We start from the raw sequence: 24,794 nt of genomic DNA on the forward strand, positions 1-24,794 counted from the left end.
AGGGAGAAGACGAAAGATGACTGGATTTACACCGGATCGCCGATCTCTGCTCAAGGGCGGCGCGATCACGCTTGCTGCTGCGGCGACCATGTCCGCGGATCAATTGCTGGGCTACGCAAAAGCCTGGGCGCAGGCCTCACAGTGGAAGCCGGAAGCCGGCGCCAAGATCAACCTGCTGCGCTGGAAGCGCTTCGTCGAAGCCGAAGATGTGGCCTTCATGAAGATCGTCGACGCCTTCCAGAAGGCGACCGGCGTCACCATCTCCGTCTCCAACGAATCCTATGACGACATTCAGCCGAAGGCTTCGGTCGCGGCGAATACCGGGCAGGGCCTCGACATGGTCTGGGGCCTGTACTCCCTGCCGTTCCTGTTCCCGACCAAGTGCATGGACGTCTCCGACGTCGCTGACTATCTCGGCAAGAAGAACGGCGGCTGGGCCGAGTCCGGCAAGCAGTACGGCATGCATAACGGCAAGTGGATCGGGGTTCCGGTCGCTGCGACCGGCGGTCTGGTGAATTATCGCGTCGCCGCCGCTGAAAAGGCCGGCCACAAGACGTTCCCGAACGATCTCGGTGGCTTCCAGGATCTGTTCAAGGGCATGAACAAGAACGGCACCCCCGGCGGCATGGCGCTGGGCCACGCTTCGGGCGATGCCAATGGCTGGGTGCACTGGGCGCTGTGGGCCCATGGCGGCAAGCTGATCGACAAGGACAACAAGGTCACGATCAATTCTCCGGAGACCGCGAAGTCCCTAGAATACGTCAAGTCGCTCTACGATAACTTCATTCCCGGCACCGCATCCTGGAACGACTCGTCGAACAACAAGGCATTCCTGGCCGGCCAGCTGCATCTGACGACCAACGGCATCTCGGTCTATGTGACCGCGAAGAAGGAAGCCCCGGCGATTGCCGAAGACATGAACCACGCGCATTTGCCCGTCGGTCTGGACGGCAAGCGGCGTGAGCTTCATCTCGGTTTCCCGATCCTGATCTTCTCCTTCACCAAGTTCCCGCAGGCCTGCAAGGCGTTCACCGCCTTCATGATGGAGCCCGAGCAGTTCAATCCGTGGGTCGAGTCAGCCCAGGGCTATCTGTCGCCGTTCCAGCTTGCTTTCGAGAAGAACCCGATCTGGACCGCCGATCCGAAGAACACGCCATATCGCGACGTGGCTTCGACGGCAACGACCCCGGCGGGCGAAGCGCAGATGAGCGAGAATGCAGCGGCGGCGATCGCCGACTTCGTGGTCGTCGACATGTACGCCAATTACTGCACGGGCCGTGAGGACGTGAAGACCGCGATGTCGTCTGCCGAGCGCGCGGCGAAGCGCATCTTCCGCGCCTGAGGACGACCTTGCCGGCGCGGAGCGACCCGCGCCGGCAACTCTCCGAGCAGCCGTGAATTTCGTTTCACAAAAGGCTGCCTGAACGATGGGAATGGGAATGCCTGAGATCGACTACAAGACTGTTCTCCCGGAAGGCTGGGCGCGGCCGCGCGGTTTCGCGCATGCGGTGGTGGCCGGCGGTACGCGGAGCATCCGCATCTCCGGTCAACTCGGCAAGCAGAACGGGCAGGGCGAGGTCGCTGCGGAATCCGACTTCGGGACGCAGTGGCGCTACGCGATGGAGAATCTCGTCACCGTGCTGAAGGCAGCGGGCGGCGAACCCAAGCAAATCGTGATGCTGCGCGCCTATGTCACCGATATCAACGCATTCAAGACGTCCGGCGCCGCGATCGGCGAGGCCTGGGGCGCGACGCTCGGCAAGCATTTTCCAGCAATGACGCTGGTTCAGGTCTCCGCCCTGATCGATCCGCACGCACGTGTCGAGATCGAGGGCGAAGCGATCCTGCCGTAACCGGATCATGACGCATGACTGACTGCACGACATCAGACCAAAGCCGACATCCGACTGGAGCTATTTTGCAATGACCACAATCCAGACATCGATGCCGGGGGCGGGGAAAGTGATTCCCAGATCCTCGGCCTGGGACCGGCTGCGGATCAACCGCAACTGGCTCGCACTGTGGTTCATGCTGCCGGCCGCGGCATTCCTGCTGCTGTTTCTCGCTTACCCGCTGTTCCTCGGCGTCTGGATGAGCTTTACCGACGACCGTATCGGCCGCGGCGGTGTCTTCGTCGGCCTCGAAAATTACGAATGGCTGAAGGACGACAGCATCTTCTGGCTCTCGGTGTTCAACACGCTGCTCTATACGATCGTCGCCAGCGCCATCAAATTCGCCGTTGGCCTCTATCTGGCGCTGCTGCTCAACCGCCACATGCCGTTCAAGGCGCTGATCCGCGCCGCCGTGCTGATTCCGTTTATCGTGCCGACGGTGCTGTCGGCCATCGCGTTCTGGTGGATCTACGACTCGCAGTTTTCGATCATCTCGTGGTCGCTGATCAAAATGGGGCTGATCGACCACAACATCAACTTTCTGGGCGACAGCAATTGGGCGCGCGCCAGCGTGATCTTCGCCAATATCTGGCGCGGCGTGCCGTTCGTGGCGATTACATTGCTGGCGGGCCTGCAGACGGTGTCACCGTCGCTCTATGAAGCGGCGACACTGGATGGTGCAACCTCGTGGCAGCGCTTCCGCTTTATCACCTATCCGCTGCTGACGCCGATCATTGCGGTCGTCATGACCTTCTCGGTGCTGTTTACGTTTACCGACTTCCAGCTGATCTGGGCGCTGACCCGCGGTGGTCCGGTGAATGCGACGCATCTGATGGCGACGCTGAGCTATCAGCGGGGCATTCTTTCGGGCCGGCTCGGCGAGGGCGCCGCCATCGCTACCGCCATGATCCCGTTCCTCCTGGCAGCCATCGCCATTTCCTGGTTCGGCATGCAACGCCGCAAGTGGCAGCAAGGCACTGACAATGACTGATCACGCCGTCGATCACCGTACTGCCGTCGCGCCGACCGTCGAGAAAGACGATCACAGCGAGGGCATGGCCTATCTGGAGTCGTTGCCGAGGCGCATTGTCACGCTCTACATCCCGCTGTTCATCATCGTGGTGATCCTGCTGTTCCCGTTCTACTGGATGGCGCTCACCTCGATCAAACCCGACGAGCAACTGATCGACATGGAGCGGTTCAATCCGTTCTGGGTGATCAAGCCGACCTTCAAGCACATTCAAAAGCTGCTGTTCGAAACCAACTATCCGCAGTGGCTGTGGAACACGATGTATGTGGCGGCGGCTTCGACATTTCTGTCGATCGTTGCCAGTGTGCTCGCCGCCTATGCCATCGTGAGGCTGCGCTTCCGTGGCGCCGAGACGGTCGGCGCGCTGATCTTCATGGCCTATCTCGTGCCGCCGTCGATCCTGTTCATCCCGCTGGCGTCGGTCATCCAGGCCTATGGCCTGTTCGACTCGCCGCTATCGCTGATCCTGGTCTATCCGACGCTGCTGATCCCGTTCTCGACCTGGCTCTTGATGGGCTATTTCAAGACCATACCGTTTGAGCTCGAGGAATGCGCCCTCATCGATGGCGCCTCGCGCTGGCAGATCCTGGTCAAGATCATCATCCCGCTCGCGGTGCCCGGCCTGATCTCGGCCTTCATCTTCTCGTTCACGCTATGCTGGAACGAGTTCATCTATGCGCTGACCTTCCTGCAATCGACCCAGAACAAGACTGTGCCCGTGGCCATCGTCAATGAATTCGTTGACGGCGACATCTATAAATGGGGCTCGCTGATGGCCGGCGCGCTGGTTGGCTCGCTGCCGCTGGTGATCCTGTATGCGTTCTTCGTCGAGCACTATGTGTCGGCGATGACGGGCGCGGTGAAGGAGTGACCTCTTGGTCATTCCGGGGCGAACGCGGCGCCAGCCGCGGGCGAACCCGGAATCCCGACATGTTCATCACCACTCCGGGATTCCGGGTTCGCGCATCGCAAGTGCGACGCACGCCCCGGAATGACGAGTGAAAACTAATCAAGAAAAGGAACGTCCCTTGCACATCCTCATTCTCGGCGCCGCCGGCATGGTTGGCCGCAAGCTCACAGAGAAACTGGTTCGCGACGGCCGTCTCGGCAATCGTGACATCACCCGCATGACCCTGCAGGATGTGGTGGCGCCGGCAAAGCCCGCGGGCGCGTCGATCCCGATCGAACTGGTGACGTCGGACTTCGCCGACCCCAAGACGGCTGCGCCGCTGGTCGCCCACAAACCGGAGGTGATCTTCCACCTCGCCGCCATCGTGTCGGGGGAGGCGGAGGCCGATTTCGACAAGGGCTATCGCATCAATCTCGACGGCACCCGCTACCTGATCGACGCTATCCGCGCTATCGGCGGCGGTTACAAGCCGCGGCTGGTCTTCACCTCGTCCATCGCGGTATTCGGCGCGCCGTTCCCCGACAAGATCGGTGACGAGTTCATTCACACGCCGCTGACCTCTTACGGCACGCAAAAGTCGATCTGCGAAATGTTGATCGCCGACTATACCCGCAAGGGTTTCCTGGACGGCATCGGCATCCGCCTGCCGACCATCTGCGTCCGTCCGGGCGCACCGAACAAGGCCGCTTCCGGTTTCTTCTCCAACATCATCCGCGAGCCGCTGGCCGGCAAGGAAGCCATCCTGCCGGTGTCCGAGGACGTCCGCCACTGGCACGCATCGCCGCGCTCTGCCGTCGGCTTCCTCGTCCACGCCGGCACGATGGATCTTCAGGCGATGGGCCCGCGGCGTAATCTCAGCATGCCCGGCATGTCGGTGACCGTCGGCGAGCAGATCGCCGCACTGGAGCGCGTGGCCGGCAAGAACGTCGTCGCCCGCATCAAGCGCGAGACCGATCCGGTCATCACCGGCATTGTCTCCGGCTGGCCGCGCGATTTCGACACCGCACGCGCGCTAAAGCTCGGCTTCACCACGGCCGAGAAAACCTTCGACGACATCATCCGCATCCATATCGCGGATGAACTCGGCGGCAAGTTCGTCGATTGAGGCCACCATGCGGATCGCCAGCATCGGCGAATGCATGATCGAGCTGCGTCAGATGCCGGACGGGCACCTGACGCGGTCCTTCGGCGGCGACACGCTGAACACTGCGGTCTACCTCGCCCGGCTTGGCGCGGAGGTGGATTACGTCACCGCGCTCGGTGACGATCCGCTCAGCGACGAGATGATTGTCGGCTGGCAGGCCGAGGGCATCGGCACTGAGCGGGTGATGCGCCTCAAGGGCAAGCTGCCCGGTTTGTATATGATCGAGACCAATGAGGCCGGCGAGCGCCGCTTCTATCACTGGCGCGATGCGTCGGCTGTCCGCAGCTTGTTAAGTCTGCCTGAGACCGACGCGCTGCTGGCAGCACTTGCGGACTATGATCTGATCTATCTCTCGGCCATCACGCTGTCGCTGTTCGACGTGGCGGGGCGCGACCGCTTGCTTGCCGCACTCCAGCGCAGCCGCACGGCCGGCGTCCGTATCGCCTTCGACACGAATTTCCGCGCCCGCGGCTGGCCCGATCTCGATCTGGCGCGCGCCGCGTTTCAGGATGCTTTTGCGGTCTCCGATATCGTGCTCGCCTCGGTCGAGGACTTGTTGCCGCTCTATCCCGGCGAGGCCCAGGACAAGCTGCTGTCGCGTATTGAAGCAGATGAAGTGGTGCTCAAGCTCGATAGCCCCGCGAGCATCATACGGCATCACGGCCAGTCGCGGCGTGTCGAGGCCAGCCCTGTCAGTGGTGCGGTGATCGATACCACCGCCGCCGGCGACAGTTTTGCCGCTGCCTATCTGCATGCACGTCTGAGCGGCGCTCAGCCCGTCGCCGCGGCACAGGCAGGTCACTATCTCGCCGGCACTGTCGTCTGCCATCCCGGTGCGATCATCCCGCGCGCGGCGATGCCCGATATGATCGTGTTCGACACCCCCTCATGAGAGGACCATCCGCATGAACAAGCCTCTCGATATCGGTCAGCGTCAGGATCATCTGCGAAAGCTGCTGAAGGCAGCATTCGTTGTTCCTGTGCTCACGATCGAACGTGTTGCCGACGCCGTACCGCTTGCGCGGGCGCTGGTTGCCGGCGGTATCCGCACGCTGGAGATCACCTTGCGCACCGATGCCGCGGTGGAGGCGGCGAAGGCCGTGATCGCCGAAGTGCCGGAGGCCATTGTCGGCATCGGCACGGTGCTCACGCCGGCGGATTTCCAGAAGGCATATGCCATCGGAGCGCGCTTCACGGTCAGTCCCGGCGCGACGCGCGAATTGCTGGACATCGCAGCGTCCAGCGATCTGCAATTCCTGCCGGGCGTCGCCTCGGCCTCGGAACTGATGCAGGCGCGAGAACGCGGTTTTGATGTGCTCAAGTTCTTCCCCGCGGAACAAGCCGGTGGCATCGCGATGCTGCGCGCCTGGGCGGGACCGTTTCCGGATGTCAGATTTTGTCCGACGGGCGGGATCGGCGAGGCCAATGCGGCGAGCTGGCTCAGCGAGCCGATGGTTCTGGCGGTGGGCGGGTCCTGGATCTGTCCGTCGTCAATGGTACGTTCCGGCGATTGGGCAGGCATAACGGCCATGTGCGCGCGGACCATGAAATCCCTGCAAGCGCCATGAAGCCGGGCTATAACGAGCTCAATATTTGAAATCGATCAGGGAGACGACCATGACTGCCAGCATTGTTGGTTGGGCGCATATGCCGTTCGGAAAATTCGACGCCGAGACTGTCGAGAGCATGGTGGTCCGCGTCGCGACCGAAGCCATGGCCGATGCGGGCATCTCCGCATCTGACGTCGATGAAATCGTGCTCGGTCATTTCAACGCCGGCTTCTCGCCGCAGGACTTTACCGCGTCGCTGGTGCTGCAGGCCGATCCGGCACTGCGCTTCAAGCCCGCCACGCGCGTCGAGAATGCTTGCGCCACTGGTTCGGCCGCTGTGCATCAGGGCATCAAGTCGATCGCCGCCGGCGCTGCTAAAATTGTTCTCGTGGTCGGTGTCGAACAGATGACCCGCACGCCCGGACCTGAAATCGGCAAGAACCTGCTGCGTGCTTCTTACTTGCCGGAAGACGGCGAGACGCCCGCAGGCTTCGCCGGCGTGTTCGGCGGGATCGCGCAAAAATACTTCCAGAAATATGGCGACCAGTCCGATGCGCTGGCCATGATCGCCGCCAAGAACCACGCCAACGGTGTCCACAATCCCTATGCGCAGATGCGCAAGGATGTCGGCTTCGAATTCTGTCGCTCCGAAAGCGACAAGAACCCGTTCGTCGCCGGCCCCTTGAAGCGCACCGACTGCTCGCTGGTGTCCGACGGCGCCGCGGCATTGGTGCTGACGGATTCCGAGACCGCCAAGACCATGGGCAAGGCGGTCAACATCAAGGCCACCGGCCATGCGCAGGATTTCCTGCCAATGTCGAAGCGCGACATCCTTCAATTCGAGGGCTGCACCGTGGCGTGGCAGAAGGCGCTGACATCTGCAGGCGTCGAGATCGGCGATCTCTCTTTCGTCGAAACCCATGACTGCTTCACGGTCGCCGAGCTGATCGAATATGAAGCGATGGGTCTGACGCCGCGCGGGCAGGGTGCACGCGCCATCAAGGAAGGCTGGACCCAGAAGGACGGCAAGCTGCCGATTAATCCGTCCGGAGGCCTCAAGGCCAAGGGTCACCCGATCGGCGCCACCGGTGTGTCAATGCATGTGCTTAGCGCAATGCAATTGCTAGGTCAGGCGCCCGAGGGCATGCAGATCAAGAATGCCAAGCTGGCCGGCATCTTCAATATGGGCGGCGCCGCAGTGGCGAACTACGTCTCGATCCTCGAGCCCGCGAAGTAACGCGCGGGCGACGCCAAGAAGATCGTACAATGAATGTCGCACAATGGCTGGCATCGTCGGCGCGTTTGCATCCGCAGGCGCCGGCGCTGCTGACCGGCATCACGGTTCAGGCTGACTACAAAACCTTTGCGCGCCGCGCCGCGGCTATCGGTGCTGGCCTCGTACGCGATTACGGCATTCAGCCTGGCGACCGCGTCGCGCTGTTCATGTCGAACTGCACCGAATATCTCGAATGCATGTACGCGGTGTGGTGGATCGGCGCGGTGGTGATCCCGATCAATGCCAAGCTGCATGGCCGCGAGGCGGCATGGATCTGCGACAATGCTGGCGCGAGGCTGGCCTTTGTCGACGACGACAGCCGTGGCGCGCTCGTTCAGGTCGAGGAAGACCTGCTGACCGGGATGCAGATGCTGTCCATCGACAGCGCAACGTTTCACGAATTGCAGCATGGCGAGCCGGTCTCCGCGGTGCCGCTGTCCCGCGAAGACAACGATCTTGCCTGGCTGTTCTACACCTCCGGCACCACCGGCCGGCCCAAAGGTGTGATGCTCAGCCATGGCAATCTGGTGGCCATGTCCATGTGCTATCTTGCCGATGTGGATCAGGTGCATCAGCGCGATGCCATCCTCTATGCCGCGCCGATCTCGCATGGCGCCGGCCTGTACAATTTTATCCATGTCCGCATGGCCGCGCGCCACGTCGTGCCGGAGAGTCAGGGCTTCGAGCCGGACGAAGTGCTCGATCTCGGCAAGCAACTCGGCGATGTCGCGATGTTTGCAGCACCCACCATGGTGCGCCGTCTGGTCGATGCGGCGAAGAAGCGTGGCGAGAGGGGCGAGGGCATCCGTACCATCGTCTACGGCGGCGGGCCGATGTATCTGGCCGACATCCGCGACGCCATTGCCACCATGGGGCAACGCTTCGTGCAGATCTACGGCCAGGGTGAATCGCCGATGACGATCACTTCGCTGCCGCGCGCCTTCCACGCCGATAGCGAACACCCGCGCTATCTCGAACGCCTCGCTTCGGTCGGCCCGGCGCAGAGCGTGATGTCGGTGCGGATTACCGATGCCGATGGCAAGCCTTTGCCGGTGGGCGAGACCGGCGAGGTCGAGGCCAAGGGGCCGGCGGTGATGCTCGGCTACTGGAACAATGACAAGGCCAACACCGAGACACTGAAGGACGGCTGGCTCCGCACCGGCGATGTCGGGCGGCTCGACGAAGATGGCTTTCTCACGCTGTCCGACCGCTCCAAGGACGTCATCATTTCCGGCGGTACCAATATCTATCCGCGCGAGGTCGAGGAGGCGCTGCTGACGCATCCCGCCGTGCGGGAAGTGTCGGCGATCGGGGTGCCCGAGCCGGACTGGGGCGAGGTCGTGGTGGCCTGTGTGGTGCTGGAGCCCGGCGCATCCGCCGACGATGCTGCGCTCGACGCGCATTGCCTCGCCAATATCGCCCGCTTCAAGCGCCCCAAGCGCTATGTTTATCTCGATGCGCTGCCGAAGAACAATTATGGCAAAGTGCTCAAGACCGAGCTGCGGGAGATGATGAGCGCTTCGGCGCCGGCGGGGGCCGGCTAGTCGTTACCACTTTGACGCGTACCGGCATCCCACGCATACGGCCCCGCGTCTGGCGCCCTTGCGCCCGCCGAACGCCTCCCGCTAAGACGAAGGCAATAGCGGCGCGGATCAGCGTCTGACCACGTTTTTCGGGAGCAAACGACTTTGACGGGACCACTTCACGGGATCAGGATCATCGACATGACTTCGGTGATGATGGGGCCTTATTGCACCCAGACGCTGGGTGACTACGGCGCCGATGTGATCAAGGTGGAGTCCCCCGATGGCGACGTGGTTCGGTCAATCGGGCCGATGCGCAATCCCGGCATGGGCCCGATTTTCCTGAATACCAATCGCAGCAAGCGCTGCGTCTGCATCGACCTCAAGAAGGAAGAGGGGCGCGGGGCGCTCCTGAAATTGGTCGAGACCGCCGACGTGCTGGTCTACAATGTTCGCCCGGCGGCGATGGCCCGGCTCAATCTCGGCTATGAGGTCATGGCCAAGATCAATCCGCGGCTGATCTATGCCGGCGTGTTCGGCTTCAGCCAGGCCGGCCCCTATGCCGCCAAGCCCGCTTATGACGACCTGATCCAGGGCGCCACCGCGCTCCCGGCGCTCAATGCGCGGATATCAAGTGATGGCGTGCCGCGCTATGTGCCGAATGCGCTGGTCGATCGCATCGTCGGGCTCACGGCGCTTGGCGCCATCCTTGCCAGCGTTGTGCATCGCGACAAGACCGGCGAGGGCCAGCGCGTCGATATCCCGATGTTCGAGACCATGGCGAGTTTCATGATGGGCGACCACATGGGCGGTCTCACTTACGACCCGCCGCTCGACAAGGGCGGCTACGGCCGTCACCTGTCGCCGGACCGCCGGCCGTACCAGACCTCGGACGGCTATATCTGCGCGATGGTCTATAACGACAAGCAGTGGAAGAGCTTCCTCAAGCATGTCGGCCGCGAGGAGCTGTTCGACGATCCGCGCTTCGCGACCTTCCCGCAGCGCATCCAGCATATCGACACGGTGAATGCCGAACTGTCGCGCATCTTCAAGACCAGGACGACGGCGGAATGGGCCAAGCTGCTCGATGACGCCGACGTGCCGTCAACCCCGATGCACACGCTCGAAAGCATGATGCAGGATCCGCATATGCTGGCGACCGATTTCTTCCAGCAGGTCGAGCATCCGACCGAAGGTGCGATCCGCAGCATGAAGGTGTCGGCGACCTGGTCGAAGACCCCGGTCAATCCGACTCGTCTCGCGTCGCATCTCGGCGAGCAGAATGCCGAAGTGCTGGCCGAGGTCGGCTATACGTCCGAGCAGATCGAGAAAATGCACAAGGATGGCGTGCTCCGACAGGCCGCTATCCCAGATACGTCGGAGCTGTAACGCATGGATTTCGCCCTCGACGCCAACCAGGAATCCATCCGCGACGCCATCGAGAAGATCTGCGCGCGCTTCGACGATGCCTACTGGCTGAAGAAGGACAAGGAGGGCGGTTTCCCCATCGACTTCCACAAGGCGATGGCCGATGCTGGCTGGCTCGGCATCTGTATACCCGAGGAATATGGCGGCTCGGGCTTGGGGATCACTGAGGCCGCGATCATGATGCGGGCGATTTCGGAATCCGGCGCCGGCATGTCGGGTGCGTCAGCCGTGCATATGAATGTGTTCGGCCTCAACCCCGTCGTCGTCTTCGGCACGCCCGAACAATGCGCGCGTATGCTGCCGCCCATCGTGGACGGCACCGAGAAATCCTGCTTCGCGGTGACCGAGCCCAATACCGGTCTCAACACCACGCAGCTCAAGACCCGCGCCGTGCGCAAGGGCGATCGCTACATCGTCAACGGCCAGAAGGTCTGGATCTCCACCGCGCAGGTCGCCGAAAAAATCCTGTTGCTGGCGCGCACCACGCCGCTTGAAGAGGTGAAGAGCCCGACGCATGGGCTCAGCCTGTTCTATACGGATCTCGACCGCTCCAAGATCGCCGTGCACGAGATCGAAAAGCTCGGCCGCAAGGCCGTCGACTCCAACGAGCTGTTCATTGCCGATTTTGAAATTCCGGTCGAGGATCGCATCGGCGAGGAGGGCCACGGTTTCGAATATATCCTGCACGGGATGAATCCGGAGCGCATCCTGATCGCGGCGGAAGCCGTCGGTCTCGGCAAGGCTGCACTGAGGAAGGCGGCCGACTACGCCAAGGTGCGCAACGTGTTCAACCGCCCGATCGGCCAGAACCAGGCGATCCAGCATCCGCTCGCCAAGAACTGGATGGAGCTGGAAGCCGCCTGGCTGATGGTGCTGTCGGCCGGCTGGCAATATGACCAGGGACTGCCCTGTGGCCCCGCCGCGAATTCGGCGAAGTATCTCGCGGGCGAAGCTGGCTATCACGCCTGCGAGCAGGCGGTGATGACCCATGGCGGCTTTGGTTATGCCAAGGAATATCACGTCGAGCGCTATTTGCGGGAGTCACTGATCCCGCGCATCGCACCGATCAGCCGCGAACTGATCCTGAGCTTCATCGCCGAGAAGGCGCTCGGTTTGCCGAAGTCGTATTGACGATGACGATAGTGGTCGCGTCGCAACACCGGCCTCTCGATTCCCTCCCCCCTTGCGGGGGAGGGTCAGGGAGGGGGGTTACCACAGGCGACGTCATCCGCGGCTACCCCCGCCCCCGACCCGTCGCCGCCTTGCGAAGCTTCGCTGGGGGGAGGGGAGCACTGCTGCCGGAGTGTTTGTCATGAGCTACATCACCGGCGTTGGTCTTCTTCCCTACGGCAAGCACGAGGGCTCATCGACCATCGACCTGATGAGCCGCGCCGCCGAGCTCGCGCTCGCCGATGCTGGCCTCAAACGCGGCGATATCGACGGCTTCCTGTGCGGCTATTCCACCACCATGCCGCATATCATGCTGGCGACCGTGTTCGCCGAGCACTTCGGCATCACGCCGTCTTACGCGCATGCCATCCAGGTCGGCGGCGCCACCGGGATGGCGATGGCGATGCTGGCGCATCAGCTGGTCGAGGGCGGCGTTGCCAAACATGTGCTGGTGGTCGGGGGCGAGAACCGGCTGACCGGCCAGAGCCGCGACGCATCGATCCAGGCGCTGGCACAGGTCGGCCATCCCACCTACGAAGTTCCGCTCGGCCCGACCATCCCGGCCTATTACGGCCTCGTTGCTAACAGATACATGCATGAATACGGCGTGACGCAGGAAGACCTTGCCGAATTCGCCGTGCTGATGCGCCAACACGCAACGACCCATCCCGGCGCGCAGTTTCACGACCCGATCACCGTCGCCGACGTGATGGCCTCGAAGACCATTGCCACGCCGCTCAAACTGCTCGACTGCTGCCCGGTGTCCGATGGCGGCGCGGCCTTCGTCGTCAGCTATGAGCCGACCAGTTCAACCAAAATCCGCGTCCGCGGCGCTGCGCAGGCGCATACCCACCAGCACATCACCGCCGCGCCGGCGCTGTCCGAACTCGGCGCCGAGATTGCCATCGCGCGCGCGAAGAGGGCGACGGGCATCGAAATCTCCGACGTGCGCTATGCCGCGGTGTATGACAGCTTCACCATCACACTCGCGATGTTGCTCGAAGATCTCGGCCTTGCCGGCCGCGGCGAGGCAGCGGCACGCGTGCGTGCCGGTCATTTCGGCCAGCATGGCGCGATGCCGCTCAACACCCATGGCGGCCTTCTCAGCTACGGTCATTGCGGCGTCGGCGGCGCCATGGCGCATCTCGTCGAAACACATCTGCAGATGACAGGCAGGGCCGAGAACCGTCAGGTCAGGGATGCTTCCGTCGCGCTGCTGCACGGTGACGGCGGTGTGCTGTCGTCCCATGTCAGCATGTTCCTGGAGCGCGTATCATGAGCGAGCTCGAGCCTGCCGCCGACTGGACCACCGGGACTGAAGCTATCGGCTATCAGTCCTGCCGTGCCTGCCAATCGATCCAGTATTTCCGCCGCAGTTTTTGCGCGGCCTGCGGGTCGTCCGATCTCGACGACAAAATCGCGAGCGGCGAGGGCGCCGTCTATGCGGCCTCCCTCGTGCTTCGCGCCGGCACGCCCGAAGCGCGCGAGCATGTGCCCTATAATATTCTGCTCATCGACACCGCCGAAGGCTTTCGCATGATGGCCCACGGCGCCAACGATCTCGTCATCGGCGACAAGGTAAAAGCCGGCTATCGGCGATTCACCGGCCGCCTCGTACCGTTCTTCGAAAAGACTCCTCAATGAGCCGTCTGCGCTTCGCCCTCGATCCGAAATCCGTGGCCATCATCGGCGCCTCGGAAAATCCCAACAAGGTCGGCGGTCGTCCGGTCCACTATCTCCAGAAGTTCGGCTTCAAGGGCACGATCTACCCGATCAATCCGTCGCGCACCGAGATCCAGGGCGAGAAGTGCTACAAGAGCCTCGCCGATCTGCCGGAAGCGCCGGAAATGGTGATTGTCGCGGTCGCCGGCGACAATGCCATTGGCGCCGTGGAGGATTGCGCCAAGGCCGGCGTCAAGATCGCACTGGTGATGGCCTCGGGCTTCGGCGAGGTCGATGCGATTGCCGGCAAGGCGAAAGAGCGCCGCATGGTCGAGATCGCGCATAAGCACGGCATGCGCATCGTCGGCCCAAATACACAGGGCCTCGCCAATTTCGGCACCGGCGCCATCGCGTCCTTCTCCACCATGTTCATGGAATTCGAGCGCGTTGAAGGCCATGTCGCCATGCTCAGCCAGAGCGGCGCGCTGTCCACGGTGCCGGTCGGCTTCCTCAATCCGCGGGGCATCGGCGTCCGTCACAGCCACGCCACCGGCAATGACTCGGACATCACTGTCGGCGAACTTGCCATCGCGGTGGCCGAAGATCCGGAAGTGAAGCTGATGCTGCTCTATCTCGAGAGCATTCCGGAGAAGAAGTATCTGGAGGAACTCTCCGAAGTCGCGCTCCATCGCAACCTGCCGATCATCGCGTTGAAATCCGGCCGCACCGATGCCGGCAAGGCGGCGGCGCAGTCGCATACCGGCGCGCTCGCCAATGAAGACCGCGTCGTCGACGCCTTCCTCGAACATCACGGCATCTGGCGTGCGCCGGATATGCGCGGTCTCGTCGAGGCCACTGAGCTCTACCTGAAAGGCTGGAAGCCGCAGGGCCGTCGCCTCGTCGCGATCAGCAATTCCGGCGCGGTCTGCGTGATGACCGCGGATGCTGCTTCGACCGTCGGCATGCCGATGGCGATGCTGGCACCCGAGACCGACAAGAAGCTGAAGGGCATCCTGCCAAGCTTCGCCACCACGACCAACCCGATCGATCTCACCGCGGCGCTGCTGTCGAACAGCCGGCTGTTCGGCGACATCCTGCCGGTGATCGCCGAAGATCCTGCGGCCGATGCTTTTGTCATTGGCGTGCCGGTCGCCGGCCCGGGCTACGACGTGCCGGCCTTCGCGCGCGACAGCGCCGCTTTCGCTGAGCAGACCGGCAAGCCGCTGGTGGTCGCCGCAACGCAGCCCAGCGTCGCCAGGGAGTTCCAGGCGCAGGGCGTCTCGGTATTCCCGACCGAGGTCGAGGCGGTCACCGCGCTGAATCAATATGTGTCGCATCATGAGCTGATGGCGCGCGTGAAGGCGCGCAAGCTTGGTCCATCATCGTCGCTGATCTCGGCCGACAAGACCGTAATGCTGAACGAGGCCGACAGCCTCGCTCTGCTGGCATCGCGCGGCATCCCGGTGGTGCCGTATCGGCTCGTGCATTCCCGCGCTGAAGCCGAGGCGGCATTCGATGCCATAGGCGGCAAAGTGGTGGTGAAGGGCTGCTCGGCCGACATCGTCCACAAGTCGGAACTTGGACTGGTCAAGCTCGGCGTCGCTTCGCGCGAGGCGGTCGGTGAGGTCTATGCCGAGATGGAAGGGATCATCCGCAAGCACGGCTCGCGTTTCGACGGCGTCATCGTCGCCGCCATGACCGGCGGTCGCCGCGAGATCGTGATCGGCGCGCACCGTGATCCCGTGTTCGGCCCGGTGGTCATGGTTGGCGACGGCGGCAAATATGTCGAGGTGTTCAAGGATACCACGCTGTTGCTGCCGCCATTCACCAGGGACGATGCCAAGCGCGCGCTGGCGAAGCTGCGTATCGCGCCACTGTTCGAAGGCGTCCGCGGTGAGCCGCCGATGGATGTCGATGCGCTCGTGGATGCAATGGTGCGGATCGGGGAGCTGATGGCAGATACGACCGCCAGGGTGATGAGCATCGACCTCAATCCGGTGATGCTGAATACGAACGGCTGCGTCGTGGTGGACGCCGTGGTGTTCAAGGGCGAGTAGGGATGCTCCGTTAAACCCTCCCCCTTGCGGGGAGGGTGGCCGCGCGAAGCGCGGACGGGTGGGGGTGCCCACGGTAGGACGGAGTGTGGGGCACCCCCAACCCCGGCCTTCGGCCGACCCTCCCCGCAAGGGGGAGGGTTAAGCAAGTCGACGCTCTATCAGAACGTCACTACACCGCGGATACTCTCCCCGCGCTTCATCAGATCGAACCCCTTGTTGATGTCCGCCAGCGGCATCACGTGGGTGATCATCGGGTCGATCTGGATCTTGCCCTGCATGTACCAGTCGACGATCTTCGGCACATCGGTGCGGCCGCGGGCGCCGCCGAAGGCCGAGCCGCGCCAGACGCGGCCGGTCACCAGCTGGAACGGGCGTGTCGAGATTTCAGCGCCGGCAGGCGCCACGCCGATCACGATGGATTCGCCCCAGCCGCGGTGGCAGGCTTCCAGCGCCTGACGCATGACAGTGACATTGCCGGTGCAGTCGAAGGTGTAATCGGCGCCGCCGATCTGGTCTGCACCGCGTTTGGTCATGTCGATGAGATGCGGGACCAGATCCTTGCCCAGCTCTTTCGGATTGACGAAGTGGGTCATGCCGAAGCGCTCGCCCCAGGCCTTGCGGTCATTATTGATGTCGACGCCGATGATCATGTCGGCGCCCGCAAGCCGCAGGCCCTGCAGCACGTTGAGGCCGATGCCGCCGAGACCGAACACGATGGCCTTGGCGCCTTGCTCGACCTTGGCGGTGTTGAACACCGCGCCGATGCCGGTGGTGACGCCGCAGCCGATATAGCAGACTTTGTCGAACGGCGCATCCTCGCGGATTTTCGCCACCGCGATCTCCGGCAGCACGGTGTAATTGGCGAAGGTCGAGGTCCCCATATAGTGGTGAACAGGCTTGCCCTCGAGCGAGAAGCGCGAGGTGCCATCGGGCATCAGGCCCTGACCCTGCGTCGCGCGAATGGACGTGCAGAGATTGGTCTTGCGCGACAGGCATGACGGGCACTGGCGACATTCCGGCGTGTAGAGCGGGATGACATGGTCGCCCTTCTTCACGGAGGTGACGCCGCGGCCGACATCGACGACGACGCCGGCACCTTCATGGCCGAGGATCGCCGGAAACAGACCTTCGGGATCGGCGCCGGACAGCGTGAACTCGTCGGTGTGGCAGATGCCGGTGGCCTTGATCTCGATCAGCACTTCGCCGTCGCGCGGGCCTTCGAGCTGAACGGTGGTGATCTCCAGCGGCTTTCCGGCACTGATGGCAACGGCGGCGCGAACGTCCATGGCAAATTCCTTCGATAATGGTCTCGGTGTCGTGATGTCAGGCGGCAGGTCCGCGCAAACAGCCATTGCCGCTTAGCACATGATGGGGCAGTGAGCAGCCCATGAAACAGGTTCAGAAAAGCGATCTTGAAATCCTGATCGGACGCGCCGCACCCATCGTCTTCGTGCTGCTGTGGAGCACCGGTTTCATCGGCACCAAGTATGTGCTGAACGGCGCTGAACCTCTGACCTATCTGACCGTGCGCATGATGCTGGTGGTCGCGATCATGGCGGTGATCGTCGCATGGGTGCGACCGGCGTGGCCGGATCGCGCGGGCATCGGCCACAGCATCGTCGCCGGGCTGCTGGTGCAGGGGCTTTATCTTGCCGGTACCGTGTTTGCGGTCGCGCACGAGGTCCCGGTCGGTCTGTCGGCGCTGATCCCGGGCCTGCAGCCGATCCTCACCTCGATCCTCGCCAGTCGGTTTCTCGGTGAGCGCGTCACGCCGCTGCAATGGGGCGGGGTGGCGCTCGGTCTCGCCGGCGTGTTGCTGATCCTGCATGGTCGGCCGATGACGGGCGAGGCGGGCTGGGGATGGTTCGCGTCCGGCGTTTCGCTGATCACGATCACCGTCGGCACGCTCTATCAGAAGCGCTATTGCGGCGGCATCGACTGGCGCACCGGCAGCTTCATTCAGCAACTCGCAGCAATGGTCATGCTCGGCATCGGCGCGTGGGCCCTTGAGACCAATGTGATCCACTGGTCGGCGGAGTTCGTGCTGTCGGTGGTGTGGCTCGCGGTGGTGCTGTCGATCGGCACCGTCGGGCTGCTGTACTGGCTGCTGCGGCGCCAGGCCTCGAGCCAGGTGGCGAGCCTGTTCTATCTGGTGCCGGCCGTGACGGCGCTGATGGCGTTCGTTCTATTTGGTGAAAAGCTCGATGCTGTTGCCATCATCGGCATGATTGCCTGCGGCGCTGCGGTATTGCTGGTCAATCGCGCCAGGGCCTGACGCCATCCTGCGTCAATCCAGACCCCGGACATGAAAAAGCCTCCGGGCTTGGACCCGGAGGCTTTCACATCTGCGAAGAAGCTTACTTCTTCTTGGCAGCCTTCTTGGCCTTCTTGGCCTTCTTCGGAGCGGCCTTCTTGGCGGCCTTCTTCACGGTCTTCTTGGCAGCCTTCTTCACGGTCTTCTTGGCGGCCTTCTTGACGGTCTTCTTCACTGCTTTCTTAGCCATTGGTCTCGCTTTCTGGGTTTTCTTCTTTGAAGATTTCTTCGCAGAAGTTTTCTTGGTGGACTTCTTCGTCTTCTTAGCCGGGGTCACTTTCTTTGCGACTTTCTTTGCGGCCTTCTTGACCTTCTTCGCCACCGAGGTGGCGACTTCCTTAGTCGCGTCGGCTGCGCTGCTAAGCGCGTCCGTCACTTGCTCCAGGACTGGAGTGTCGTCGTTCATAGTATCCCCCAACATTGTCGACTTTTTCACGTTAGTCCGATTCGGGCGCGTGTTGAAGAGTGTGTTATCGACAGTCAACTATTTCGTATCGTTGTGTACGCCTTTAATGCGCGCTCGCGACCGACTTTGTGATCGACGATCGGCGACGGATAGTCTTTGCCTAAAGTGATTCCCGCGTTTTTGAGTTCGAGCGGTGAAGCTGTCCAAGGCTGATGAATATGTTTTGTGGATAGTTCTGTCAGTTCGGGTATCCAGCGCCTGACATAGACACCACCGGGATCGAACTTCTCACCCTGCAGGATCGGATTGAAGACGCGGAAGTAGGGTGCTGCATCCGCGCCGGAGCCTGCGACCCACTGCCAGTTGGCGGGATTGCTGCCCGCATCCGCGTCGACAAGCGTATCCCAGAACCACTTCTCGCCCTCGCGCCAGTCGATGAGCAGATGTTTGACGAGGAAAGATGCGACCACCATGCGTACGCGATTGTGCATCACACCGGTGTGCCAGAGCTCGCGCATGCCCGCATCGACGATCGGATAGCCGGTCAGACCGCGTTGCCACGCGCGCTGCGCCTTGCGATCGGTCTTCCATGGGAACTCATCGAAGGATGATTGCAGATTGCGCGTGGCCAAATCAGGAACATCGAACAGCAGATGGCGGCAGAACTCGCGCCAGCCGACTTCGCTCATGAACTTTGCGATGTCGCTGCTGTGCTTCGGATGTTCTGCAGCTGCGAAATGCGCGGCAGTCCAGATCTGTCGCGGAGTGATCTCGCCGAAGCGTAGATGCGGCGACAGGCGCGACGTGATCTCGCGGTCAGGTCGATCGCGGTCGCTGCTATAACCCGCGATCTCCTTGAGGAAACGCTTCAAGTGCTTCTGCGCGGCGGCTTCGCCTGGCGTCAACGTCTCGCGCAGACCGCCGGCCCAGTCGGGCTTCGATGGCTCTAGCGCCCAGTCGGCGAGCTTGTCGCTCTTCACTTTCGATGCGGGTATGAGTTTCTTCGGCGCCGGAAGCGGCTTCGCCGGTTCGCCCATCGCCTGAACGCGCCGCCAGAACGGTGTGAACACGCGCAGGCCGCGGCTCTCCTTGCTGGCGGTCTCCTTGGCGCGGATGGTCGCAGGATGCGCCAGCAGGTCGCCCGGAAAGCTCTGCGTGCCGACATCGAGATCGGCGAGCGCTTCGGTGACGCCATCGGCGACCGCGAGATGCGGCGCCTGTGCGATCTCGTTCCAGAAGACGTAGCTGGCATCGACTGCGCGCGCCACATCGACAATGACGTCGGCCGCAGCGCCCTTGCGCAGCACCAGCGTGCCGCCGATGGCGTCGAGGCTTGCGCTGAGCGCGCGCAGCGACTGCGCTAGCCACCACCTCGTCGCGCCGCCCATCGGCCGCGCCTGCGGTGGCTTCAATGCCTTGCTCTGTTCATCGAGGATGTAGAGACAGATCACCGGCGCATTGCGCCTGGCTGCGGCATGAAGGGCAGGGTGATCGGACAGACGAAGGTCGTCGCGAAACCAGACGACGATAGGTGCCTGCGTCGGTGTTGAGGTCGAAGATTGATCGGTCATCACTCATCCAACGCGGATGTCGGGTGATTGATCCGGCCGCGAATACCGCGAGAGGCTTTGCAAGCCTGCGCTCATGGGCGCCTAGTATCAGGATATTTATTACCGAATTGGTACTGGAAGCGGTTTTGAAGCGCTACGCGATTCGCTACGCGACGACGTTCGCCGCCATGCTGCCGCTGGATCTGCTGGCGCTCGACCTTGCTCTATAGCGCGCTGTTCGGCTTCTTCCGCTATGCGACCTTCGAGCTGACCTCGCTGTCGCTGCTCAAGCACTGGACCCAGCCGGTGGTGGTCGTCGATATCGCCTGGGGTACCTTCGTCACAGCGACGGCATCGACGCTGGGTCTCGTGATTGCCAGTTGGCTGACGCCCCCCGGCTGGCGCTGAATGTAGGATGGGTAGAGCGGAGGCGCACCGCGCCGGAGCGAAACCCATCACCCGCCGTGCTCAACAGGATGGGTTTCGCTGCGCTCTACCCATCCTATGCGTCGGCGTATCGGCACGACGCGCAAAAAAAGCGCCGCGATCTCTCGCGGCGCCTCTCTGGTTCTTGCAAATCAGTCGCAGCGTTACTTCGGCTGCGGCACGATGCGGATATAAGGCTTCGGTTCTTTCCAGCCATTCGGATAGATCGTCTTGGCTTCGTCGTTGGTGACGGAGCCGGCGATGATGACGTCCTCGCCATGCTTCCAGTCGGCCGGCGTAGCGACGCGATGCTTGGCGGTCATCTGCAGTGAATCGATTACGCGCAGGATTTCCTGGAAGTTGCGGCCGGTGGTCATCGGATAGACCAGCACCAGTTTGATCTTCTTGTCCGGTCCGATGATGAAGACATTGCGCACGGTGGCGTTGTCCGCGGCGGTGCGGCTGTCGGCATCGCCCGCCACGTCGGCGGGAAGCATGTTGTAGAGCTTCGAGACCTTGAGGTCGGTGTCGCCGATCATCGGGAAGGTCGGGCGGGCGCCCTGGGTTTCGTTAATATCGTCGACCCACAGTGCGTGCTTGTGCACGGGGTCGACGCTGAGGCCGATCAGCTTGACGCCGCGCTTGTCGAATTCCGGCTGCAGCTTGGCGAGCGCGCCGAGCTCGGTGGTGCAGACCGGGGTGAAGTCCTTCGGATGCGAGAACAAAAGAGCCCAGCTATCGCCGATCCAGTCGTGGAACTTGATGCGGCCAGCCGTGGTTTCGGCCTCGAAATCGGGGGCGACGGCGTTGATCTGGAGCGTCATGATGGACCTCATCTCATTCTGATTACAGATGAATTTCGTGGGCCATTATAAAGGCGCACGCTGGTAAATGGAACTGTCCGGCAAAAAGGACAAGAACTTTCTTCAAATTCGGCGCGCACTGGCATTCAGTTTCACGCAAGGCGGCTGCGGCAAAATACCCACGCAACATGATGTTATCGGATGCCGTGATGTTGCCTCCCGCGCGGCGCAATCCCGCCTGACCGCATCGCCACATCTGATCGAACCCAGCAGCGTCTCGGCGCGACTGAACTGCAACGGTTAGGGATAAGAAGAACTCCTGTCCATCTCTTAACCGAGCGTTAAGTCGCCCATGGAATTGCTGGGCTATGTTGAGAAATATGCTGCAAACAGAAGAGCTTGAAATGTCATCCGCTGCCGCTGCCGACGTATTCGGCGCCATCGAAACGTCCTCCATCAACGATCATCGCGCTGCGGCGCAGGCCCTCGCCGTCGTGCGCGACGGCGTCATCACCGGCGAAGGCCCGACCACCCGTGGCCGTATCCATTTCTCCCGTGCGCTTGATGCCGATGACGCCGCCTGGTGCGAGCGCATCCTGGGTGCGTCGGCACTGGCCAGCCAGCCGGTCAGCCGCGACGAGGCCGAGGCACTGTTTGCGATCAACGAAGCGGCGGCCGAGCGCAGCGATGACGGACGTTTCGACGACCTGTTCGCCAAGGCTGTCGTGCATCACGCTGCGTCCGCGTCGGGCCTGCCGGTGCCGCCGCGCGCGGTGGCGCTGTCGCCCGATGTTGCCATCGAGACCTGGGCGCCGACCAAGGCCGTTGGCGTGAATATCGAAGTGCTCGAATGGATCGCGTCCCAGATGCGCGCCAAGCGCGTCAGCAATGCCGCCGTCATGACGCTGGTTACGACCGTGGTCGGCGCCGCGACGCTGCAACTGCCGAACGTGTTCGACATCGGCATGTAAGCCGGTCGAAGATCGTCAGAATACGAAAACGGCGGAGCATGGCTCCGCCGTTTTTTGTTGCGAGGTTCCCGTTTTGGGAACATAATTTATAATCATGAGGATCATTGCGTGGAGCGTTCTTGCCTCATATGCGCAAACGCATCCCGAGACCAAGGCATCGCTGCACCGGTGGAGATCACTGGTGCGTGCTGCCGTATGGGGCTCGATGGAGGATGTCCGGTTGGCAGCTCCGGGCGCGAAGATTCTAAATGGAGAACGCGTCAGGTTTGAAGTTGCTGGCGGCAATTTTCGGATGATCGTCGCTTTCGATTTTCGCAGATGCATCGCGTTCATCAAATTCATTGGTTCGCACGCCGAATATGATCGCATCGATGCTTTGACAGTTTCGCAGTTCTAGGAAGCAGGCCATGGATATCCGCCCCATTCGGAATGACGACGATCATATGGCCGCCTTGCGCGAGATCGAGAGACTGTGGGGCGCTGCCACAGGTACCGATGACGGCGATAAGCTCGATGTCCTCGCAACACTCGTCGAGAAATATGAAGAGACGCGCTGGCCTTCTGTCGACGCATCCGATCCCGTCGATCTGTTGAATTATGCGATCGATGAACTCGGTCATACTCAGGCAGAGTTGGCCGAACTGCTCGGCTCGCGATCACGTGCATCCGAGCTGCTCAATCGCCGTCGGCCGCTGACCGTCGAGATGATTCACAAGATCAGCGAAGCATGGAAAATTCCCGCCGATCTTCTGGTGCGGCCAATCCGATCTGCCGCTTGACAGAAAACGGCGGAGCGTGGCTCCGCCGTTTTTTGTTGGAGCTATCCTTACTTCGCGTCGAGACCGACAGTCCGGCCGGGGAAACCGGCGACATCGAAATATTTGTGCTCGCCGACCTTCTGCAGTTGCAGCACCGTGACCAGACCCTGATCGTCGGGCGCCGAACGCATCACGTCGGTCGTTGCCGTCGGCGTCTCGCCAGTCACCGTCGCTTCACTCATCACGCGGCCGATCAGGCTGCCTTTGGACTCGCGCTTGAGGCCGAGCAGATGCGCGGCAGTCATGCCGGTATCGGCATTGCTGACGGGCAGGGGATCGACGAAGCCGGCTTTGAAGTCCGGACCGATCGCCGCCATAAAGTTGTGGGTATCGCCGCGCCCGAACGAACCATGCATGCCCTGGCCCTGACGCAGCACGGTGTCGGCGACCTCGACCTGGCACGCCGCCGGCTCTTCGCAGCCCTCCGAATAGGAGCGGAAGGAGACGACGATCGCGGGATGCGGCGTGACAGCCTTGCCGGACAGGTTGATCGACGACAGCGGCAGCGCGCCGGGGAAGGAGCCCAGCGAGTCCTCAACGAAGATGCCGCTGACGTAATCCTGTTTCAGCAGCGCCTTTACGGTGCGGTCGGCGAGGTCCTTGTCGCCGGTCGGCAGATAGATCAGGTCGGAGCCGCCATTGGTGGCGATGATCAGCTCGGGCTTATCCTTGTCCTTGCCAATATAGGCGTTGCCGGCCTTCGGATACGCATTGTCGGCAATGGCGGCGAATTTGTCGTTGGGGTCGAGCAGCGGCAGGTCGAGCGACTTGGCGAGATCGATGGCCAGGAAGCCCAGCGGCAGGAAGCCTTCCGGCGTATCCGCATAAGTGCCCTTGATGGTCGCCGAGGTCTTGCTCTCCTTGGAGATCGTTGAGAAGCCGTGATCCGCCGAGATCATGATGTTGGTAGTGGCGGCGAGGCCGAGATCGTCGAGGGTCTTGCGCAGCTGCGCGAGATTGTCGTCGGCGTTCTTGATCGAGGCGAGCGACGAGGGGCCGTTGATGCCGGGCGTCACCTTGTTGAGACTGTCACCCTGATTGTGCTGGGTGCCGTCGGGATCGCGCGACCAGAAGATGAGCACGAACGGCTTGTTGCGTGCCTTGAACATCGGCAGCACCACTTTGCTCGCGACGTCGGCCATATAGGCCTGCTGCTTGATATTGGCTTCCGTGGTGCCGGGCGTCTTGGCGTCGCCCGCCTTGCCATTGTCACCGCGACCCGGTGTTTCCACCGCCAAACCTGCCTTGGCCAAAGCGTCCTTCATCTCGTCCGATAGGGGAATGCCGAGCAGCTTGCCTGATTTGTCGATGCCGCCGGTCTGGTCGTCGATGGTGATCGTCTCCTTGCCGGTGCGTTCGGTGTGATCGAACATCAGCGTCGGGCCGACCTTGCCGATCGCGGCGGTGGAATAGCCGGCCTTGCGCGCGGCCTTCAGCAGCGTTTCCTCATTGAGGTAGTCGCCGTTGAATTGCTCGTCGAGGTCGCCCAGCACCTGGTCGTGTTCGATGAAGGGGATCGGGCTGTTGTTCTGCACCGGGGTCGGATGGCCGGTATAGATCGAGTTCGAGAACACGCCGGTATCACCGAGATAATGGCCGGACGCCATGCCCGACGCATTGGCCATGGTGAAGGTCGGAAACAGCGAATGCGAGTTCCGGAAATTGACGCCTTTATCCCGCACTGCGGACATCGCAGGCGCCGTTTCCGGCGTCACTTTCAGCGCCCGGAGCCCATCAGGTACGAACAAAATGAGGTTGCGGGGAGGGCTGTTTTGGGCGAAAGCCGTTGTTGCGGATATAAAAGTAAGACTGAGGGAGAGGATGGTGGCGCAGCGCATGAAAAACCTCGCTTCGAAAGAACTCG

Annotated in this window: 25 protein-coding genes and 1 pseudogene; 21 read left to right on the forward strand and 5 right to left on the reverse strand. The window is 62.3% G+C overall.

The window, feature by feature from the left end; all coding sequences use genetic code 11:
- The first annotated feature begins 16 nt into the window (after window positions 1-16).
- The 14 genes from CHC01_RS25795 (at window position 17) to CHC01_RS25860 (ending at window position 15,642) form a co-directional block, all read left to right on the forward strand.
- A complete protein-coding gene (locus CHC01_RS25795; RefSeq protein ID WP_089267201.1) occupies window positions 17-1,342 on the forward strand; it encodes an ABC transporter substrate-binding protein in 1,326 nt (441 codons plus the stop codon).
- Between the two features lie 97 nt (window positions 1,343-1,439).
- On the forward strand, window positions 1,440-1,853 hold the full coding sequence (locus CHC01_RS25800) for a RidA family protein (protein ID WP_158005659.1): 414 nt from the start codon (window positions 1,440-1,442) through the stop codon (window positions 1,851-1,853).
- 70 nt (window positions 1,854-1,923) lie between these two features.
- Complete coding sequence (locus CHC01_RS25805; protein ID WP_089267202.1) at window positions 1,924-2,883, forward strand: carbohydrate ABC transporter permease; 960 nt, start codon at window positions 1,924-1,926, stop codon at window positions 2,881-2,883.
- Window positions 2,876-3,793, forward strand: a complete 918-nt coding sequence (locus tag CHC01_RS25810) for a carbohydrate ABC transporter permease (protein ID WP_089267203.1) — start codon at window positions 2,876-2,878, stop codon at window positions 3,791-3,793. Before CHC01_RS25805 ends, CHC01_RS25810 begins: the two co-directional genes overlap by 8 nt.
- A 157-nt stretch (window positions 3,794-3,950) precedes the next feature.
- Window positions 3,951-4,937: a D-erythronate dehydrogenase gene (gene denD, locus CHC01_RS25815; protein ID WP_089267204.1), complete on the forward strand. Its 987-nt coding sequence runs from the start codon at window positions 3,951-3,953 to the stop codon at window positions 4,935-4,937.
- Between the two features lie 7 nt (window positions 4,938-4,944).
- A complete protein-coding gene (locus CHC01_RS25820) occupies window positions 4,945-5,868 on the forward strand; it encodes a sugar kinase (RefSeq protein WP_244558521.1) in 924 nt (307 codons plus the stop codon).
- A gap of 13 nt (window positions 5,869-5,881) precedes the next feature.
- Window positions 5,882-6,544, forward strand: a complete 663-nt coding sequence (gene eda, locus CHC01_RS25825; protein ID WP_089267206.1) for a bifunctional 4-hydroxy-2-oxoglutarate aldolase/2-dehydro-3-deoxy-phosphogluconate aldolase — start codon at window positions 5,882-5,884, stop codon at window positions 6,542-6,544.
- 49 nt (window positions 6,545-6,593) lie between these two features.
- Window positions 6,594-7,763: an acetyl-CoA acetyltransferase gene (locus CHC01_RS25830; protein ID WP_089267207.1), complete on the forward strand. Its 1,170-nt coding sequence runs from the start codon at window positions 6,594-6,596 to the stop codon at window positions 7,761-7,763.
- A 29-nt stretch (window positions 7,764-7,792) separates the two neighbouring features.
- The gene (locus CHC01_RS25835; protein WP_089267208.1) at window positions 7,793-9,346 is read left to right on the forward strand and encodes a class I adenylate-forming enzyme family protein; all 1,554 of its coding nucleotides are present in this window, start codon (window positions 7,793-7,795) and stop codon (window positions 9,344-9,346) included.
- Between the two features lie 144 nt (window positions 9,347-9,490).
- Entirely contained in the window at window positions 9,491-10,714 is a 1,224-nt protein-coding gene (locus CHC01_RS25840) for a CaiB/BaiF CoA transferase family protein (protein WP_089267209.1), read from the forward strand.
- A gap of 3 nt (window positions 10,715-10,717) precedes the next feature.
- On the forward strand, window positions 10,718-11,884 hold the full coding sequence (locus CHC01_RS25845; protein ID WP_089267210.1) for an acyl-CoA dehydrogenase family protein: 1,167 nt from the start codon (window positions 10,718-10,720) through the stop codon (window positions 11,882-11,884).
- Between the two features lie 181 nt (window positions 11,885-12,065).
- On the forward strand, window positions 12,066-13,202 hold the full coding sequence (locus CHC01_RS25850; protein WP_089267211.1) for a thiolase family protein: 1,137 nt from the start codon (window positions 12,066-12,068) through the stop codon (window positions 13,200-13,202).
- A complete protein-coding gene (locus tag CHC01_RS25855) occupies window positions 13,199-13,567 on the forward strand; it encodes a Zn-ribbon domain-containing OB-fold protein (RefSeq protein WP_089267212.1) in 369 nt (122 codons plus the stop codon). The genes CHC01_RS25850 and CHC01_RS25855 overlap by 4 nt, the downstream gene beginning before the upstream one ends.
- Window positions 13,564-15,642, forward strand: a complete 2,079-nt coding sequence (locus tag CHC01_RS25860; RefSeq protein ID WP_089267213.1) for an acetate--CoA ligase family protein — start codon at window positions 13,564-13,566, stop codon at window positions 15,640-15,642. Before CHC01_RS25855 ends, CHC01_RS25860 begins: the two co-directional genes overlap by 4 nt.
- Window positions 15,643-15,800: 158 nt before the next feature.
- Here CHC01_RS25860 and CHC01_RS25865 read toward each other — a convergent pair whose 3' ends face one another.
- Entirely contained in the window at window positions 15,801-16,928 is a 1,128-nt protein-coding gene (locus CHC01_RS25865; RefSeq protein ID WP_089267214.1) for an S-(hydroxymethyl)glutathione dehydrogenase/class III alcohol dehydrogenase, read from the reverse strand.
- 101 nt (window positions 16,929-17,029) lie between these two features.
- Here CHC01_RS25865 and CHC01_RS25870 point away from each other — a divergent pair, with 101 nt between their 5' ends.
- Window positions 17,030-17,917, forward strand: coding sequence for a DMT family transporter (locus CHC01_RS25870; RefSeq protein WP_089267215.1), 888 nt, complete (start codon window positions 17,030-17,032; stop codon window positions 17,915-17,917).
- Window positions 17,918-17,999: 82 nt separating this feature from the next.
- Here CHC01_RS25870 and CHC01_RS32760 read toward each other — a convergent pair whose 3' ends face one another.
- Complete coding sequence (locus CHC01_RS32760; protein WP_068730647.1) at window positions 18,000-18,362, reverse strand: hypothetical protein; 363 nt, start codon at window positions 18,360-18,362, stop codon at window positions 18,000-18,002.
- Between the two features lie 74 nt (window positions 18,363-18,436).
- The gene (locus tag CHC01_RS25880; protein ID WP_089267217.1) at window positions 18,437-19,933 is read right to left on the reverse strand and encodes a cryptochrome/photolyase family protein; all 1,497 of its coding nucleotides are present in this window, start codon (window positions 19,931-19,933) and stop codon (window positions 18,437-18,439) included.
- 23 nt (window positions 19,934-19,956) lie between these two features.
- Here CHC01_RS25880 and CHC01_RS25885 point away from each other — a divergent pair, with 23 nt between their 5' ends.
- Together CHC01_RS25885 and CHC01_RS25890 are read left to right on the forward strand one after the other, a co-directional pair.
- Window positions 19,957-20,142, forward strand: coding sequence for a hypothetical protein (locus CHC01_RS25885; RefSeq protein ID WP_089267218.1), 186 nt, complete (start codon window positions 19,957-19,959; stop codon window positions 20,140-20,142).
- Window positions 20,120-20,320: pseudogene (locus tag CHC01_RS25890) on the forward strand (DUF2177 family protein); the annotation flags it as partial. The gene CHC01_RS25885 and the pseudogene CHC01_RS25890, both read left to right, overlap by 23 nt.
- 182 nt (window positions 20,321-20,502) lie before the next feature.
- Here the strand turns inward: CHC01_RS25890 and CHC01_RS25895 are convergent.
- Complete coding sequence (locus CHC01_RS25895; RefSeq protein ID WP_089267220.1) at window positions 20,503-21,162, reverse strand: peroxiredoxin; 660 nt, start codon at window positions 21,160-21,162, stop codon at window positions 20,503-20,505.
- A 67-nt stretch (window positions 21,163-21,229) separates the two neighbouring features.
- On the opposite strand from CHC01_RS25895, the gene CHC01_RS25900 reads away from it, so the two are divergent.
- The 4 genes from CHC01_RS25900 (at window position 21,230) to CHC01_RS25915 (ending at window position 22,891) form a co-directional block, all read left to right on the forward strand.
- The gene (locus CHC01_RS25900; RefSeq protein ID WP_089267221.1) at window positions 21,230-21,445 is read left to right on the forward strand and encodes a hypothetical protein; all 216 of its coding nucleotides are present in this window, start codon (window positions 21,230-21,232) and stop codon (window positions 21,443-21,445) included.
- A 100-nt stretch (window positions 21,446-21,545) separates the two neighbouring features.
- A complete protein-coding gene (locus tag CHC01_RS25905; RefSeq protein WP_089267327.1) occupies window positions 21,546-22,112 on the forward strand; it encodes a hypothetical protein in 567 nt (188 codons plus the stop codon).
- Window positions 22,113-22,206: 94 nt separating this feature from the next.
- Window positions 22,207-22,509, forward strand: a complete 303-nt coding sequence (locus CHC01_RS25910) for a type II toxin-antitoxin system HigB family toxin (RefSeq protein ID WP_089267222.1) — start codon at window positions 22,207-22,209, stop codon at window positions 22,507-22,509.
- 10 nt (window positions 22,510-22,519) lie between these two features.
- On the forward strand, window positions 22,520-22,891 hold the full coding sequence (locus CHC01_RS25915; RefSeq protein ID WP_089267223.1) for a helix-turn-helix domain-containing protein: 372 nt from the start codon (window positions 22,520-22,522) through the stop codon (window positions 22,889-22,891).
- A 47-nt stretch (window positions 22,892-22,938) separates the two neighbouring features.
- Here the strand turns inward: CHC01_RS25915 and CHC01_RS25920 are convergent, their stop codons facing one another.
- Window positions 22,939-24,768 carry an alkaline phosphatase family protein gene (locus CHC01_RS25920; protein WP_089267224.1) on the reverse strand — a complete coding sequence of 610 codons (1,830 nt, stop codon included), beginning with the start codon at window positions 24,766-24,768 and terminating at the stop codon, window positions 22,939-22,941.
- Between the last annotated feature and the right edge of the window lie 26 nt (window positions 24,769-24,794).

The sequence above is a fragment of the Tardiphaga sp. OK246 genome (assembly GCF_900188215.1).
Classification (GTDB): domain Bacteria; phylum Pseudomonadota; class Alphaproteobacteria; order Rhizobiales; family Xanthobacteraceae; genus Tardiphaga; species Tardiphaga robiniae.

Excerpts from the sequence above, each read along its gene's own strand:
- CHC01_RS25900 (WP_089267221.1), top strand. The coding sequence starts at position 21,230 with ATGGAACTGTCCGGCAAAAAGGACAAGAACTTTCTTCAAATTCGGCGC.
- CHC01_RS25835 (WP_089267208.1), top strand. The coding sequence starts at position 7,793 with ATGAATGTCGCACAATGGCTGGCATCGTCGGCGCGTTTGCATCCGCAG.
- CHC01_RS25805 (WP_089267202.1), top strand. The coding sequence starts at position 1,924 with ATGACCACAATCCAGACATCGATGCCGGGGGCGGGGAAAGTGATTCCC.
- CHC01_RS32760 (WP_068730647.1), bottom strand. The coding sequence starts at position 18,362 with ATGAACGACGACACTCCAGTCCTGGAGCAAGTGACGGACGCGCTTAGC.
- CHC01_RS25850 (WP_089267211.1), top strand. The coding sequence starts at position 12,066 with ATGAGCTACATCACCGGCGTTGGTCTTCTTCCCTACGGCAAGCACGAG.
- CHC01_RS25830 (WP_089267207.1), top strand. The coding sequence starts at position 6,594 with ATGACTGCCAGCATTGTTGGTTGGGCGCATATGCCGTTCGGAAAATTC.
- CHC01_RS25865 (WP_089267214.1), bottom strand. The coding sequence starts at position 16,928 with ATGGACGTTCGCGCCGCCGTTGCCATCAGTGCCGGAAAGCCGCTGGAG.
- CHC01_RS25910 (WP_089267222.1), top strand. The coding sequence starts at position 22,207 with ATGAGGATCATTGCGTGGAGCGTTCTTGCCTCATATGCGCAAACGCAT.
- CHC01_RS25800 (WP_158005659.1), top strand. The coding sequence starts at position 1,440 with ATGCCTGAGATCGACTACAAGACTGTTCTCCCGGAAGGCTGGGCGCGG.
- CHC01_RS25870 (WP_089267215.1), top strand. The coding sequence starts at position 17,030 with ATGAAACAGGTTCAGAAAAGCGATCTTGAAATCCTGATCGGACGCGCC.
- eda (WP_089267206.1), top strand. The coding sequence starts at position 5,882 with ATGAACAAGCCTCTCGATATCGGTCAGCGTCAGGATCATCTGCGAAAG.
- CHC01_RS25860 (WP_089267213.1), top strand. The coding sequence starts at position 13,564 with ATGAGCCGTCTGCGCTTCGCCCTCGATCCGAAATCCGTGGCCATCATC.
- CHC01_RS25855 (WP_089267212.1), top strand. The coding sequence starts at position 13,199 with ATGAGCGAGCTCGAGCCTGCCGCCGACTGGACCACCGGGACTGAAGCT.
- CHC01_RS25880 (WP_089267217.1), bottom strand. The coding sequence starts at position 19,933 with ATGACCGATCAATCTTCGACCTCAACACCGACGCAGGCACCTATCGTC.
- CHC01_RS25845 (WP_089267210.1), top strand. The coding sequence starts at position 10,718 with ATGGATTTCGCCCTCGACGCCAACCAGGAATCCATCCGCGACGCCATC.
- CHC01_RS25795 (WP_089267201.1), top strand. The coding sequence starts at position 17 with ATGACTGGATTTACACCGGATCGCCGATCTCTGCTCAAGGGCGGCGCG.
- CHC01_RS25820 (WP_244558521.1), top strand. The coding sequence starts at position 4,945 with ATGCGGATCGCCAGCATCGGCGAATGCATGATCGAGCTGCGTCAGATG.
- CHC01_RS25895 (WP_089267220.1), bottom strand. The coding sequence starts at position 21,162 with ATGACGCTCCAGATCAACGCCGTCGCCCCCGATTTCGAGGCCGAAACC.
- CHC01_RS25915 (WP_089267223.1), top strand. The coding sequence starts at position 22,520 with ATGGATATCCGCCCCATTCGGAATGACGACGATCATATGGCCGCCTTG.
- CHC01_RS25810 (WP_089267203.1), top strand. The coding sequence starts at position 2,876 with ATGACTGATCACGCCGTCGATCACCGTACTGCCGTCGCGCCGACCGTC.
- CHC01_RS25905 (WP_089267327.1), top strand. The coding sequence starts at position 21,546 with ATGTCATCCGCTGCCGCTGCCGACGTATTCGGCGCCATCGAAACGTCC.
- CHC01_RS25920 (WP_089267224.1), bottom strand. The coding sequence starts at position 24,768 with ATGCGCTGCGCCACCATCCTCTCCCTCAGTCTTACTTTTATATCCGCA.